The organism is Vibrio owensii (assembly GCF_002021755.1).
Lineage (GTDB): Bacteria > Pseudomonadota > Gammaproteobacteria > Enterobacterales > Vibrionaceae > Vibrio > Vibrio owensii.
This window is the reverse complement of record NZ_CP019960.1, coordinates 125,928-141,203: the sequence shown is the minus strand read 5'-3', so window position 1 is coordinate 141,203 and position 15,276 is coordinate 125,928. Positions and strand designations below refer to the sequence as shown.

12 protein-coding genes are annotated in these 15,276 nt (G+C 47.3%); 7 read left to right on the top strand and 5 right to left on the bottom strand.

Going from position 1 to position 15,276, the window contains the following annotated elements; all coding sequences use genetic code 11:
• Window positions 1-4: 4 nt before the first annotated feature.
• Window positions 5-2,380 carry a S8 family serine peptidase gene (locus A9237_RS17230; protein ID WP_078608810.1) on the bottom strand — a complete coding sequence of 792 codons (2,376 nt, stop codon included), beginning with the start codon at window positions 2,378-2,380 and terminating at the stop codon, window positions 5-7.
• A 435-nt stretch (window positions 2,381-2,815) separates the two neighbouring features.
• Between A9237_RS17230 and A9237_RS17225 the strand changes: the two genes are divergently transcribed.
• Complete coding sequence (locus A9237_RS17225) at window positions 2,816-4,075, top strand: SGNH/GDSL hydrolase family protein (protein WP_153303261.1); 1,260 nt, start codon at window positions 2,816-2,818, stop codon at window positions 4,073-4,075.
• A gap of 102 nt (window positions 4,076-4,177) precedes the next feature.
• Here the strand turns inward: A9237_RS17225 and A9237_RS17220 are convergent, their stop codons facing one another.
• From A9237_RS17220 to A9237_RS17210, 3 genes are all read right to left on the bottom strand, one after another.
• Window positions 4,178-5,026, bottom strand: a complete 849-nt coding sequence (locus A9237_RS17220) for an SIS domain-containing protein (RefSeq protein WP_009705064.1) — start codon at window positions 5,024-5,026, stop codon at window positions 4,178-4,180.
• 85 nt (window positions 5,027-5,111) lie between these two features.
• Complete coding sequence (locus A9237_RS17215) at window positions 5,112-6,512, bottom strand: glycoside hydrolase family 32 protein (protein ID WP_078608808.1); 1,401 nt, start codon at window positions 6,510-6,512, stop codon at window positions 5,112-5,114.
• Between the two features lie 66 nt (window positions 6,513-6,578).
• Window positions 6,579-7,973: a sucrose-specific PTS transporter subunit IIBC gene (locus tag A9237_RS17210; RefSeq protein ID WP_005442341.1), complete on the bottom strand. Its 1,395-nt coding sequence runs from the start codon at window positions 7,971-7,973 to the stop codon at window positions 6,579-6,581.
• 256 nt (window positions 7,974-8,229) lie between these two features.
• Here A9237_RS17210 and rpiB point away from each other — a divergent pair, with 256 nt between their 5' ends.
• The 4 genes from rpiB to A9237_RS17190 all read left to right on the top strand — a co-directional run bounded on the left by rpiB (window position 8,230) and on the right by A9237_RS17190 (window position 13,672).
• Window positions 8,230-8,670 carry a ribose 5-phosphate isomerase B gene (gene rpiB / locus A9237_RS17205; RefSeq protein ID WP_078608807.1) on the top strand — a complete coding sequence of 147 codons (441 nt, stop codon included), beginning with the start codon at window positions 8,230-8,232 and terminating at the stop codon, window positions 8,668-8,670.
• Between the two features lies 1 nt (window position 8,671).
• Complete coding sequence (gene rpe, locus A9237_RS17200) at window positions 8,672-9,340, top strand: ribulose-phosphate 3-epimerase (protein WP_009705067.1); 669 nt, start codon at window positions 8,672-8,674, stop codon at window positions 9,338-9,340.
• Window positions 9,341-9,487: 147 nt separating this feature from the next.
• On the top strand, window positions 9,488-12,757 hold the full coding sequence (locus A9237_RS17195) for a mechanosensitive ion channel domain-containing protein (protein ID WP_237358452.1): 3,270 nt from the start codon (window positions 9,488-9,490) through the stop codon (window positions 12,755-12,757).
• Between the two features lie 63 nt (window positions 12,758-12,820).
• Complete coding sequence (locus tag A9237_RS17190; RefSeq protein WP_078610216.1) at window positions 12,821-13,672, top strand: DUF3626 domain-containing protein; 852 nt, start codon at window positions 12,821-12,823, stop codon at window positions 13,670-13,672.
• Here A9237_RS17190 and A9237_RS17185 read toward each other — a convergent pair.
• Window positions 13,669-14,172 (bottom strand): hypothetical protein, encoded by a 504-nt coding sequence (locus A9237_RS17185; protein ID WP_078608805.1) that lies wholly within the window; start codon window positions 14,170-14,172, stop codon window positions 13,669-13,671. The genes A9237_RS17190 and A9237_RS17185 overlap by 4 nt on opposite strands.
• Window positions 14,173-14,432: 260 nt before the next feature.
• Here A9237_RS17185 and A9237_RS17180 point away from each other — a divergent pair, with 260 nt between their 5' ends.
• Window positions 14,433-14,753, top strand: coding sequence for a DUF4377 domain-containing protein (locus tag A9237_RS17180; protein ID WP_009705071.1), 321 nt, complete (start codon window positions 14,433-14,435; stop codon window positions 14,751-14,753).
• 35 nt (window positions 14,754-14,788) lie between these two features.
• A complete protein-coding gene (locus A9237_RS17175) occupies window positions 14,789-15,211 on the top strand; it encodes a hypothetical protein (protein WP_042599943.1) in 423 nt (140 codons plus the stop codon).
• The last annotated feature ends 65 nt before the right edge of the window (window positions 15,212-15,276 follow it).

Here is a 15,276-nt window from a genome sequence, read left to right as displayed (position 1 = left end):
CTCCTTATTGAAAGGTCAGAGTCCAACTGTTGATGGTGCCTGTGTCTCTTCTGGCATTGTCCACCGCTTTAAGTTCCCATGTGCCTTGCGATTCAAAACCAGAGAAGTCCGCTTGGAAACTGGTTTTAATGTCGTTCGCACCACCACCCGCATTGTCGTGCAGTACTACTTGACCACCGTCAGGTGACGTTAGCGTGACACGAAGATCGCCAATGTAGGTGTGAGTGATATCCAAGTCGATAGTCACTGAACCTGCATCGCCAGAGCGAGCCACATCTAATGGGCTTACAATACCTGCAGAGCTGTTGTCAGGAATTGCTACTGCATTCGAGTTGGTGTAGCTAGAAGGTGCAGAACCGCCACCTGATGAATCGTCCGAACCGTTATGCGCGGCAACAAGAGAAACACCAGAGTACGCGCTGTAGCCGTAAACCAATACTTCATATTGCCCTGCGCCAGAGACGTTCAAGCTACAGCTTTCGCCATTACCGCCCGCCCATGAACGACAGTCGTAAGTGCTGGTGCTTGGTGTGCCATTAAAGCGCACGTAAAGGTCAGCATCACCAGAGCCACCACTCATGTTGAATGTCGCTTGCGTTGCATCCGCAGGGACGTCAAACACGAATACTGTGCTTGATTTGCTGCCGCCAGAAAGCTGCGTTTTCGCCACGCCGTTTTCTAGAACGTTGTCGTCGCCAGAACCGCCGCCATCCGGACCATTACAGCCTGCGTCTAGGTATTGTTTCGCTGCTTCAGCATTCACAAGACCATGACCTGTGCGGTTATCACGACCTGTTACGTCGATGTCCGTTGCTGTCTTGATCAATGCGTTACGTACTTGTGCTGCGGTACAGGTTGGATGGTAACTCCACACTAAACCTGCAACACCCGTTACGTGCGGTGTCGCCATCGAAGTACCGTTGTAGTACTCGTAGTCTTCACCCTTGGTGGTCGATACCGTGATGTCTTGACCAACGTAGCCCAACAGCTCCTGACCGAAGGCACGATCAACGGTTACTGACACAATACGCGCCGCGTTGTTTTGATCGACAAGGAAAGGATTCTGCAAACCCGGTAGCTCAGAGTTACTGTACACAATCGCCGCACTTGCGCCTGCGTTGTAACACGCTTGAACTGCATCGATTTCTGGGTAGTTGCCTGATGATTGGTTGCCCACACGCTCGGTCAAACAAATCTTGCCCGTCATATCGCCACAGCTGAAACTGCTACCAGATACGTCACAGCTTGCCAGTGTCGCTGTGATAGAACCGGCTACTGGATCAGGACCGTAACTGCCGCCCGATTGGATCAAGCGGTTGTGAGGAACGATGCCACGATCGAACTGGCTAACACCATTCAAGCGAATGTCTGAAAGCTTACCCTCGCCCACAGTCACCGTAGACAGAATTGCTACGCCCGGACCTGCGATTTCAACTTGGTCTGTCGCTTGGGAGAACGCCGCGTGATCACGCTTATCATCCACCGCCGCAACGGACATAACTGAGTCGTAAGACGCTGGGTAGCTGTGCGCAGTGTTACCATCGTTACCCGCAGCGGCAATCAGCAGCACGCCTTGGTCGTAAATGGTTTGCAACGCGTTTTTCTCTGTCACACTCGACTGGCTACCACCAAGGCTCATGTTGACGACGTTCGCGCCGTTGTCAGCACAAGTTTGTACCGCTTTAACCAAGCTGGATGAGTAGCCCCAACCCGCTTCATTGAACACCTTAACGATGTGCAAATTCACGTTTTGGTTCGGCATAACGCCTTTGATGCCCTCTGTGTTGGCAATCGCGGCAATCGTACCTGCTACGTGCGTACCGTGAGCGTTGTTGTTCCCCGGAACACTCCAAGAACCTGTACCGCTATCGTTTGTGCCCGACACTCGGTTACCACTCAGATCGTTGTGCGCCAGATCGTAACCCGAGTCGATGATACACACGGTGCGATTCCCTGCATTTGAGTCATCCAGAAACTGAGCGTTCACCGCCTCATAGCCCCAAGGGATAGTCTCGCTTAACAGATAACGCGGTGGGTCAATTTCAACGTATTCCACATCGCTGCGATTACGTAATTGCCCCAACTCCGAGTCTTCCATCTCCACGCTGTAAATCGCGCGATTTCCTAGCTTTTCCACTTTACGCGCTTTGAGCTGATCTAAGACCGACTCTTGCGCGATGCGTGGCCCCCAGAATGAGTTCCCACCCAATGCTGAAGGACTGGACGTATCTTCTTTAAATTTGACGATGTATTTAGTCGGCAAGTTAGATTCGTCGAACCCCGTTAAAGGAGCCGCATGCGCTGACATCGAAAACGTCAGTGCTACTGCAACGGCAGACAATGAAAACAAGCCATTTAATTTAGTTGTTGTGTGATGCATTTGCTCTATTCCTTTTTGAGCTGATTTTTATTCACTTTATTCTCATGAAAAATCATAACCCTGACTTATGCATGAGCGATTCAGCTATAGGTTATCGCCTAAAAATGCCAAACAATTTGTTTCATGAATACACAACAATGAACAAAAGATCATCTAAACAACAGATTTAGTTAACATATAAAAACACCACCAAAACCTTATAAAGCAATTACTTATTAACACAAAAAGTGCATGTTAAATTAATGTTAGTGAGTAATTATTCTAGATTTTATAAAGTCTTAGTATTTACCAAATCTATTGAAATACGATTGCGGTACCAAAATTGACAGAATGAATAATTAGATATTTGACTAAGTAGGGTATTTACTCAGAATGAGGGCGTTTGGTGAGATAAATTCTCACTTAAATCATGACGATAATCATCATAGAGAGTGAATCATGAATAAGACCATTACGTTACTTAGTGCATTATTACTACCACTGAGTTTGGCTCACGCCGACGAGCCATCCCTGACTCCTGAAATGGTAAGCGCCTCGCAAGTCAGAAGTGCGCAAGCGAAACAAACCTACACTTATGTTCGCTGTTGGTACCGCACCAGTTATTCAGAAGACGAGCCTGCGACAGATTGGGAATGGGCCGAGAATCCTGACGGCAGTTACTTCACAATTGACGGCTATTGGTGGAGTGCTGTTTCTTTCAAAAACATGTTTTACACCGACACACCACAAAACATCATCAAAGAGCGTTGTGAGCAGACCCTAGATCTGGCGAATGAAAACGCAGACATCACCTTCTTTGCTGCCGATAACCGTTTCTCCTACAACCACACCATCTGGAGTAATGATCCTGTCATGCAGCCCGATCAAATCAACAAGGTCGTGGCGCTGGGTGACAGTTTGTCGGATACAGGCAACATCTTTAACGCATCACAATGGCGATTCCCGAATCCAAATAGCTGGTTCTTAGGGCATTTCTCTAACGGGTTTGTATGGACAGAGTACATTGCTCAAGCGAAGAACCTACCGCTCTACAACTGGGCTGTTGGCGGCGCAGCAGGTGAAAACCAATACATCGCTCTGACGGGAGTGGGTGAGCAAGTTTCTTCTTACTTGGCGTATGCGAAACTTGCCAAAAACTACAAGCCAGCCAATACATTGTTTACGCTTGAGTTTGGTTTGAATGACTTCATGAACTACAACCGCAGCGTTCCCGAAGTGAAATCAGACTACGCGGAAGCATTGATCAAACTGACCGATGCGGGTGCGAAGAACTTGTTGTTGATGACACTGCCAGACGCCACCCGTGCGCCACAGTTTACCTACTCAACTCAAGAGGAAATCGACAAGATCCGTGCGAAGATCGTGGAAATGAACGAGTTCATCAAAACGCAAGCGGCGTACTACACAGCGCAAGGCTACAACATCACTCTGTATGATACCCATGCCCTGTTTGAAAGCTTAACAGCGAACCCTGAGCAATACGGCTTCGTTAATGCGAGCCAAGCTTGCCAAGACATTAACCGTTCGTCTTCTGCAGATTACTTGTATCATCATGCGCTGCGCTCTGAGTGTGCTTCTTCTGGCTCTGACAAGTTTGTGTTCTGGGATGTAACTCACCCAACTACGGCCACGCATCGCTACGTAGCAGAGAAGATGCTAGAAAGCAGCAACCAGCTATCGAACCATCCGTTCTAATCCTAGAACCCGAGGTACAGATAAGAAAAAGGCTGACGTAATGTCAGCCTTTATTATTTTTGAATCCTGTTTATCTCGAAGCTTTGCCTCGTCTAGCGACCTTTATCGATGCAGAATCGCCACCGCTTTAGTGGTCTTCTCTAAATTCTCTTCCGCTTGGTCTGGAATCTTACTCGCAATGGTCGCATACAAGCTGTCGATCATGGCAAGTTTGACCAAGCGCGCGATACCGTTTTTACCCAGTAGTGGCTCTGGCGATGCAGGCGCGTATAGCGGGTAATCGGAAAGCTGGGATAACTCAGCGTGGAAGTTGTTGGTGATAGAGATGATCGTCGCACCAGATTGCTTCGCAAGACGGACAGCATCCATCAAATCAACGGTTTGACCTGAATGCGATACCACCAGCACCACATCTTTTTCGCTCAACACGCTAGCCGACATCAACATTAAGTGACGGTCACGAGGCACTGAGGCGCGAATACCAAAACGCAAAAGCTTATGCTGGAAGTCTTCACAGATGATGTTCGAACCACCTGCTGCGTACAACTCTATGTTACGTGCGTTAATGATGGCCTCGGCAGCAGCGCTCACCATGTTAGCATCCACGAAGTTGAGGATTTCCGTCAAGGCATTGATGGAGTTTTGCAGCACCTTAGTGACGATCTGCTCGCAAGAATCATCCGGCTGAAGTTGCTCACTTGGCGCGTAAGAATCTGAGTGATGATGAGCGTTTAACGCGTCTTTAAGCTGTTTGAAACCACTGAAGCCAAGCTTCTTTGACACCTTAACGATCAACGCCGTTGACACACCCAATCGCTCCGCCACTTCTTTAATTGAAGTCGACTTCTGCATGAAGTGAGGCTTGAGAAAGTTTTCCGCAATGGATTGTTCGGTACGCGTGAGTGAAGGCATACGCATACGAATATTGGGAATTACTTGATTGACATCCACGGACCATATCATTCCTTGTGAAACAGTCGGATCATTATACATAGCTACCGCTCTCTCGTCATGGTAACTGCACTTGCAGCTACAGTTATGCCTTTAATTGCCAATGTGTTGCCGTGACTGCGCTTTCGCTCTCAATCACAAAGCCCACACCTTGCGCGTTTTGGCCGAAGAAGCGTGATGTCGATACCGCCTCACCTTGGTTAATAAATACTTCCACACATGAATGGTCGCGTAGAATTTGTAAGTGACGAACCTCACCTTGCCACTGCTTTGATTCCCACTCACCCGTTTTGAGATTTCGGCGAATCGTTGCTAGCCCTTGTGGCGTCACTTGCAACTTCAAATCGGCGGCAACGTCGATGGTCAGTTGTGCCGGAACATCTTCAATCAGCAGTTCAGAAGACAATCCATAAAAACGCAGCGATTGGTTGGTAAAGCTTTGTGGTTGAGAACGCAAAGATTCGAGTTCTGCACTTGGTTTTTGCAGTAAGCGGCCATCTTGAAGAATCAGCTCTCGCGGGCAAGTCATTTGATGAATCCAACCAAACTCTATCGTTGGTTGGTAAGATTCGAACTCATCTGGTTTTCCCATCCATCCAAAGAGAATGCGACGACCTTGTTCATCTTCAAACGTTTGTGGCGCGTAAAAGTCGAAACCATGATCCATCAATACGCCTTCGCCATGTTCAAAGCCCGCCGTTGGGTAATCAAGCTGACCGAGATGATAAGTCACATCAAAGGTTTCCACTTTACGACCGTCCACTTCTAACCAGTTTTTCGGGCAAGTGATCAGCGCGTATTGGTCACCAATCGGGAAAAGATCTGGGCATTCCAACATAAAGTCATCACTTTGATGTTGATTGCAGCCATCACCAAATACTTCACCAACAAACTGCCATTGTTTTCGGTCTGATGAACGGTACAACAGCACTTTGCCTTTGTAATCGAGATCTTCTGCACCCAGCACCATGTAGTACTCACCATCGTGCAGCCACACTTTTGGATCGCGCACATGGCCGCTGTAGCCTTGTGGTAAGTCGAGCACAATGCCTTGCTTCTCTGCCTGTTTGCCCGCCTCTAACGTAGCTCGGCATTGGTAAGCGGTTCGGCCACCTTGTTCGAACTTCACGTTGCCGGTGTAAAACAGTTCCAGCACACCATCCACTACCAAGCCTGAGCCAGAATAACAACCGTGCGTTTCGTAGTTTTCTGTTGGTGCTAACGCCAAAGGTTGATGCTGCCAGTGAATAAGATCTTTACTGGTGGCGTGTCCCCATGCTTTCGCACCATGCGCACACGCTTTTGGATTCCATTGATAAAACAGGTGATATTCACCCGCAAAGTGTGCCAAGCCGTTTGGGTCGTTCAATAAACCAAATTGCGGCGCAAAGTGCCAAGTTGGACGGTAAGGGTCTTCTTGCGGATTTGCCATCTGATTTAAGGCAATCGCCAACACGTCGTTAATGTAGGTTTGTTCTGCTGTCATGGTAAGCCTTATTAAAATCTAGAAACAGGAATCCCCCTGAAGTCAGGGGGATGAAAACACAAGGGATTACTTGTCTTGCAGCATCTTGTCTGAGTAACCAAATAGGTAAGTCAGAGTAAATGCCGTACCGATAGCAATTAAGTTCACCGCTAGATAACCCAGCATTTGACCATTCAAGTAGAGCAGCGCACCTGGAATTACCGTGATAGCCATGCCTGTTGCTTTCAAACCAAATACCGTTGCGAAGAAGCCGCCAACAGCACCGCCAATCAAGCCCATAATGAATGGTTTGAAGAAGCGAAGGTTCACACCGTATAGCGCTGGCTCAGTGATACCCAAGAATGCAGATAGTGTTGATGGCATTGCCAGAGCTTTGAGTTTCTTGTCTTTGGTTTTCACACCTACCGCAAGACAAGCAGCACCTTGTGCAGCGATTGCAGCGGTGATGATGGCGTTGAATTCGTTTGCGCCAGTGTTGGTCAGCAATTGAATCTCAAGCAGGTTGAAGATGTGGTGAACACCCGTCATCACAACGATCTGTTGCAGACCACCAATCAAGATACCGCTCAGACCCAGTGGCAGATCCAGCATGAACTGTGCGCCTTGCAGAATAATAAGCTCTAACCAGTGGAAGATAGGACCAATCACAAATAGAGAAGCCGTAATCATCACCAATAGCGTTAGGAATGGCGTGACGACTAAGTCCAAAGCTTCTGGTACGAAGTTACGAATACGGCGCTCTAGTTTGGCTCCCAACATACCGGCAATAAAGGCAGGGATAACCGAACCTTGGTAACCAAGCACAGGAATAAAGCCAAAGAACATGATTGGATCAAGCTCACCAGACGCCACAGACCATGCATTTGGCAGCGCTGGCGACACCAGCATCATACCCAAAATCAAACCAATTAAAGGAGAGCCACCAAACACGCGCGCCGCCGACCACGCGATCAATGCTGGTAGGAAAATGAAGGCAGTATCCGTCAGAATTTGAGTATAAAGAATGAAGTTTTGCGGAATGGTTTCTGGCGTTAGACCAAACAAGCCTAAGATCTCTGGCTGCATGAACAAGCCACGCAACCCCATAAACAAACCTGTCGCAACAAGCGCTGGAATGATTGGCACGAAAACATCACCAAACGTACGGATCGCACGTTGGAAAGCCGTCCCTTGTTTTTCAACCGCTTTACGTTGTTCATCTTTCGAAGCGGTCTTCAGCTTTAAGTTCTCAAACGCTTCAAAGACTCGGTTCACCGTTCCGGTGCCGAAAATAATTTGGTATTGGCCGCTGTTAAAAAATGCGCCTTTTACCTTGTCGGTGCCTTCGATGCGTTTCTTATCAATTTTGTTTTCATCGGCAACCATTACGCGTAATCGAGTGGCACAGTGAGCGACAGAGACAATGTTTTCTTCTCCGCCTAACGAGCCCACCAACTCTTCTGCAATCATCGTGTAAGACATATTCAAACCTGTTTCGTGATTAATGGATTAACTGCCTATTAAGCTATCAATAAGTCATAGACTCTGCCTCTACCGAGATCACAAAAATAAACTTTCTGTGAATTTTTCATTTCTGTGAATTTTATTGTGAACTTTTATTTATTTTAAATACAACAACTTAAATAACATTCGGTGAGTTTCAATTAAATTCAATGTTTACAGTTGTGATTTTATTTGTAAACTTTAAAGCAAATCTGAACGCTTGAGAGTTACGAATATGAAAATTGCTATCGGTTGTGATCATGTAGGGATCGAACATAAAGAATTGGTTATCAAACACTTAGAAAGTAAAGGTATTGAAGTGATTGATTTCGGCACGCATTCAGCAGAGCGTACTGACTACCCTCAATACGGTTTAGCGGTCGCGAAAGCGGTAACAAGTGGCGATGCAGACCAAGGTCTTTTGATTTGCGGTACAGGTGTTGGCATTTCGCTAGCAGCAAACAAAGTTCCGGGCATTCGCGCAGTCGTTTGTAGCGACCCATACACAGCGCAGCTATCTAAACAGCACAACAACACCAACATCCTTGCGTTCGGCTCTCGCGTTATTGGCATTGAGCTAGCAAAAATGATCATCGATAGCTGGTTAGAAGCAGAGTTCGAAGGTGGTCGTCATCAGAACCGTGTAAACCAAATTACAGAAATTGAGGAGCGATAAGATGGCTAAGTTTTGTCCTTCAATGATGTGTGTCGACTTCTCTAAGTTGGCAAGCGAGCTGAAAGAGCTAGAAAAAGCGAACGTCGATATGCTGCATATTGATGTGATGGACGGTCACTTTGTACCAAACTTCGCGCTTGGCCCAGAAGACATCAAAGCGATTCGTAACCTAACGGACATCGAATACGATGTGCACCTAATGTTGTCGGATCCAGACCAGTTCATCGACTTGTTTGCAGCACTGGGCCCTAAGTTGATGTACATCCACGCAGAAGCACCACCGCACCTGCATCGTTCACTCGGTAACATCCAAGCGAAAGGCATTAAGTCTGGCTTAGCAATCAACCCAGGTACGCCATTGAGCGCAATTGAAGACGTACTGGATGTGACGGACGTGATTTTGGTGATGTCGGTAAACCCTGGTTTTGCAGGACAAGCCTTTATTCCAAATGCTTACAACCGCATCGAGCGTATTATCGAAATGATCGAAGCGAAAGGCACCAACACTAAGATCGCCATCGACGGCGCGATCAGCCCAGAAGTAATTGAACGTCTGAGCGACAAAGTGGAGTACTTTATTCTTGGTACTGCGGGGCTGTTTGGTAAACCAAAGAGCTACGCAGACACCATGCAAGACCTACGCGCCCTTGGCGAAAAAGCGGTCGCTTAACCCCCCAACTATCTTTTCTTAGTTTATCCCCGAGTGCTTTGCTTCTGGTGCGCTCGGGGATTTTTTGTCAAAACAGGCGTACATCCCATCTAGCGTATACACTTATTTCTACTCAATAAATTCAGAGTCGAGGTTGGTGTGAAGGGAATGAGAAAGCCGATGTTTGCCCGCAGCTTGCGTTGCTTAACCGCTGTGTTGTTATTGCTGATTTCCTTTGTCACCGTCGCGCAAACCCTACCCGAAACCGACTTTCTGAAAAGCGAAATCGCACGCTTGAACGCGGAGTCACCAAAAAACGACACGCTGATTGGTCAGTACGAAACACTACTCAATCAAATTACGGGGTTCGGCGCACAGAGAGCATCGCGTGACGATTACCGAAAAATCATTAGCCAGTTCCCCTTGCAGCGAGAACGTCTTCTCAAACAAATCGAAGAAGCCGAAAAGCTCGACATGTTCAAGGCCAAGCAGCTCAATAGTTACAGCGACCTATCTCAATCTATAGCGTCACTTCAGGCAGCCATGAGTGAATGGCGCACCACTTCACAAGCGAATGCTGAAAAGACCAAACAACTCAACGCAGCAAGAACCTCCCTCCCCGTTTCTTTGGCTCAATTGAATCAACAAATTGAGCAAGCTTCATTGGTCAAAAGTGAAAACGGCGCAGAAATAGATCAATGGTTAGAGACCGCGAATCTCACCTACCTTAAGTTACAAAAAGAGGTGATGACGGCTGAACTACAAAGTTTGGATGAACGCACAGAGCTTGTACGATTAGAACAGCAATTACTGGCGAAGAAGCTTCAGTTAGCCTCTCCCATGCTGATTGAACTGCAAGACAAGCTCACCCGAGTTGAACAAGAATCGGTAAGAAGTTTGATTGCCGAAGCGCGGGAGCTAAGCGCGAAGGCCGATGAATCTGACGTGGAGAAACAGCGACTCATCGAGCAGCTTCGTCAGTACACGTTAGAGCTAGAACAAGTATTGGTAGAAATCGACCAAGCTCGCATTGCTGGGCAAAAATTTGAATCAGAGCGCCGGAGCTTGTCGGAAGAACAGCGCCTAATCAAAGAAAACCTCTCATGGCTGCGAGACAGCACCGCATTTGGCGCTTCGATTCGCGCTCAGCTACAGCGTTTGCCAAACCAAATTCAAAACAAGACCATTCCCGATGAGATTGCCAATGCTCACATTCGCAAATACGAAATCAGCCAGTTGTTGGATGATTTTGCGCTTGAAGATGCCGTTCGTGCAACGCAATCCAATGCCAAAGCTCCAGACCGTTTAGAAACCTTATCGCATGAGCTCATAGAGCAGCTATCTCAAGATTATGAAAAGCTCATTATTGCTTTAGGAAAACTGCAGCTGACCATTAACCAGTACGCCATTGAAGTCGAAAATGCGCGAGCATTCTTACGTGAACAACAACTTTGGACACGCAGTAATGTGCCTTTCTGGCAGCACCTGACTGACTTCGATAAAGAGATTTGGTTTGGCACCAAAACCCCATTGAAAACCCTGCAAGATGAGGTCAATCCTGACCAACTCAAAATGGTGGGTGGTGCGTTTGTTTTCTACACCTTGGTGTTGTTTTATCTGGGGCGTCGTTTGGTTCGTCGTACGACTCGACTTCGTCATGAATACAAAAAGGTGTTTGGCCACCCGCTCAAGGACCGCTTCCAAAACAGTATTTCACTGCTGTTTATGGCGATGTGTCGAGCCGTGATTTTGCCACTTTGGTATGCCATCACCGCAGCAGCACTGTTCTGGCTGTGGCCGGCTCCCAACGCAACCGAATCCAAAATGCTGATTGTTGCTAGCGCTTCTGCCTTGTTTGTTATTGAATTGATTTACGCCATGAGTTCGAAAAAAGGCTTGTTGGAGCTGCACCTAAATTGGCCAGAACGCATTTGTGATTATGTTCATAAGCAGAGTAACCGCCTGCGCTTTCCATTTGCCCTCTTCCTCTTGTTGATCTTCTTTGCAGAGTTGGTTGCCGGTGACCAAGAAGCAGAAATATCTCGCCTGTTCTTTCTGATGCTAATGGTCGGCATGACAATGGTGTATGGCGCTTTACTTAAATCTGATCGCATCCCATCGACACTGCCTGTTCCCCTTAATCGCGGACTTGGATTGTTGCTGCTTAAAGTGATGATCCTCGGCTCCTTCATTGCCATCATCATTATGGCGTTGATGGGTTTGTACATTGCTGCATGGCTGTTGCTCATTTACCAGCAGCTCACCTTGTTTGTCGTGCTTGGCGTCTTGTTTACTTATCAGCTTGGCGAGCGCTGGCTCAAACTCGAACACCGTCAACTTAATTACCAACGCCTACTGGCGCGCCGTGAAGAGCTAATTGCTCAGCAACAAGAACAAGCAGACGAACCACCGGAAATCGCCGAACTCAGAGAAAACTTCCCAGAAGTGGAAGAGCAAGGCTTAGGTAGCGAGCAGATCAGCGAACAATCCATGACACTGTTGCGCGGTTTATCCTTGATTGGCTTGGTTATTGCGGTTCTGACTTTATGGTCGAGTGCGTTAGAGATGACCAGTTGGCTCGATAAAGTGGTGGTGTGGCAAGTCAGTGAAGTGGTCAGCGGCAGTTCGACCTTGGTTGACGTAACGCTACAGTCTCTGATTTATGCGCTAATCACCTTGCTTGTTACCTTTGTTGGCGTGCGCAACCTACCGGGTATTCTGGAGCTGCTGATTCTGCGCCGTTTAGAGTTATCTCCCGGCACGGGCTACGCGGTGACCACTTTGCTTCGCTATCTGATTTTGATGACGGGTGTGCTGTCTGCTTTCGCCATTCTTGGCTTTCAGTGGTCGCGCCTACAATGGCTCGTGGCGGCATTTGGTGTTGGCTTGGGCTTCGGTCTGCAAGAAATCTTTGCGAACTTTATCTCTGGTTTGATCTTGCTGTTTGAACGCCCAATTCGTATTGGAGATATCGTCACCATCAATGACCTATCTGGCACAGTGAGCAAAATCCAAACTCGCGCTACCACCATCATCGATTGGGACAATAAAGAGATTGTGGTGCCGAACAAAACCTTCATTACCGAAAAGCTCATCAACTGGTCACTCACGGATTCAATCACTCGTATTGTGATTCCAATTGGCGTGGCGTACGGCTCTGATGTCGAAAAAGTCGAAGAGTTGTTGTATCAAGTAGCGGAAGAGCACCCATTAGTGCTGAACGATCCGTCTCCGTCAGTCTTTTTCTTAGCGTTCGGGGCAAGCAGTTTAGACTTTGAGTTACGTGTGCACATTAACTCCATCGATCACCGCTTATCGACCATTCACATCATCAACAAAAACATCGATAAACTGTTCAAAGAGAACGACATCGAAATCGCCTTCCCACAAATGGATGTGCACGTTCGCGACTGGCCACAGGATGGTGAGAAAAGCTAAATCAACCAATTGCACCGCACGGATAAACTCGGTAAGTTGAAAGAAAAACCAGAGGTCAATGTCGTGCTCGATCATCCATTAACTCAACGTGCTCTTGATGTGATTCGCTCGAAATCCGCAGGAGCGCCGCAATCACATCCTTTCGCAGTGACCATCAACTTTCATCCCGATCGAACCACTTCTAAGGGCGAGTCTTTGCTTATGGCAATAGCCCAAGATGGCAAGCTCAAATCCCAATTTGAAACCGGTACAAGCAATGGCGGACTGACGGCTTACGAAGGTGGGGAGCGTTGGCGTTGGGAGCAACGTGTGTTTGATGGGGTTTACGACAATAGCCAACCAAATCAACGCCCAAAGTATGGCGCATTAAACTTCTCAGGTTCAGAAATTGGCGCTTCACCAAGATTTGGTTCGAGCTACTTCTTATTGAAACCAGAGATCAGCAAACGAGCGACATTCTGTTATCCAGATAGCTTCTTCGAGCCAGAGCACTTTGCCACCATTGAACGCGTTCAACCCTTGTTGGATGAGTTAAACGCACAAGCGCCAGACAGGTTGGACGCCTATATCGAGACTCAAATCCACGGCGATTTGCGCTTAGAGGAAGATATTCAAGCCTTGGTGCTCGACCCTTCATTTAAAGGCACAGAGGTAGAAGATTACGCTCGTGAATTACCAGTTGAAATTCGTTGGCACAGTGGTTTTTGTGTCTCAATAGAAGACATCAATCTTTATCCAGACTACCGAGGACAAGCCATTTTAGACATCGCCAATCAGGTTGCAGAAAATGGCATGCTAACACCTCGCATTATTGGTGAAGCGGTAAAAGCAAAAACGTTTGACGAGCAAGATTTGAAAAAAGTCTGGCACTACTTAGCGCGATTTGGGTTTGATTATCAACAGACTGGCGCTTAAAAGCCACCAGCCCATTTGTCGAAATCGTCAATCACGTTGAGCTCTTGTTGAGTACGAGGACGCGGATAATACGGCAGCGCAAGTAACTTCTCTGATGGCATTAACAGCCAATCTGGTGACATCTTCATGCGCACCAACTGTTGCTCATCATCACGTCGAACAAACATGTAGTAACCATCTGCGTGGGTATTGGCGTAACTGGCAATTTGCACAATCTCGCCGCTTGGCAGTTTGACTTTGCGTCCCAACGGGTACAAACGATGCAGCGCAAAGCTCACATGCGCATCCTCTAGATAACCCTTTTTGAATCGAGAGATACCAATCGCAGTCGACGTTGTTCGATGAGACCATCCCGCTAGCTTCAAGCCCTTGAGAGAATCTTTGAATGGTTGTCCTTTTGGCTCACCTTCATTGGAGATGAATTGCACCGTTAGCGCGTCACCTTGCTCATCTAAAATCTGCAAGAACTGCTCGCCCGTTTTATCTGCCAATAATTTCACGTTACTGCTCCGCCAAAAGGTTTGTGAATGGAGTACTATAAAGCCACCATCGCAAAGTTCAAGCTCATCCTCTCAATCCCTTTTCCCGATGAGTAATCGTCTCTACAACGAGAATGTACAGTGTCGGGTTCTATAAGCAGCGTTTAGAGACAGACACAGGCAAAAATTGTTAGGGTGGGTTTATCTTTTTTATCGTGGGTTTACCATCACTTTTCGTCAATCTTGCTATGATGATTTGGTAACCCTTTAAGGAGCAAAGAATGAATCTTAAACGCTATGTTGTGTTGCCCATGATGGCAGCTGCGCTATTTGGCTGTGCTCAACACGAATCCGATGACACCGCAAAAATCATGACCGTTAATGTAGGTCCAGAACTGGTGGATTGTGTGGGTGTCGGGCCAATGAAATGCATGGTGGTCGATGGTAACTACTTCTATGACCAAATCGACGGTTTTGAATTTGAATCAGGTTCCGAGTACACCTTAAAAATCAAACGCACTCAGCGATTTACCCCAGAGAATGCACCAGCCGATGCGAGCTTGTATCGATACGAGCTGATTGAAGTGTTAGAGAAGCGATAACCATAACGTTCACCACCCATAGAAAAGGAAGTTTTATGTTTGGAAATTGGAAACGAAACCGCCAAATTCGCGAGGTCGCAAAAGACATTACGCCCAAATTAGCACTCAAGTATGGTGAGAAAGCAGATTACTCGAAGGAAGAGATCGACTGGGCGCTGAAAGAAAATGGTAAGACAGATGATGCCTTTGCCCTGATCGCATACGGCATGTTGATTAGCCAAGCCGCTTACGTGCCGATGGGCCTAAGCCAAGAGTTAGGTGAGCATGCTGAGTTTCAATCAGAAGTCTCACTTGCTTTGTTTGACCAAGCGACGGATCTTGTGAGCGTCAGTGCTTTACTGACTTACGCGGAGATTCAAGACAGCCACAAACAACAGCCCGCTACCGATTCGGATGATTTCGATGCTGATGGCGGAGACTTTGGAGGAGACGGCGGTGGAGATGGTGGCGGTGAATAGCATCACGCTAGCATCTGTGGTAATAAAAAGCGACGCTAAGTCATCTCAATATTAAACACGAAAAG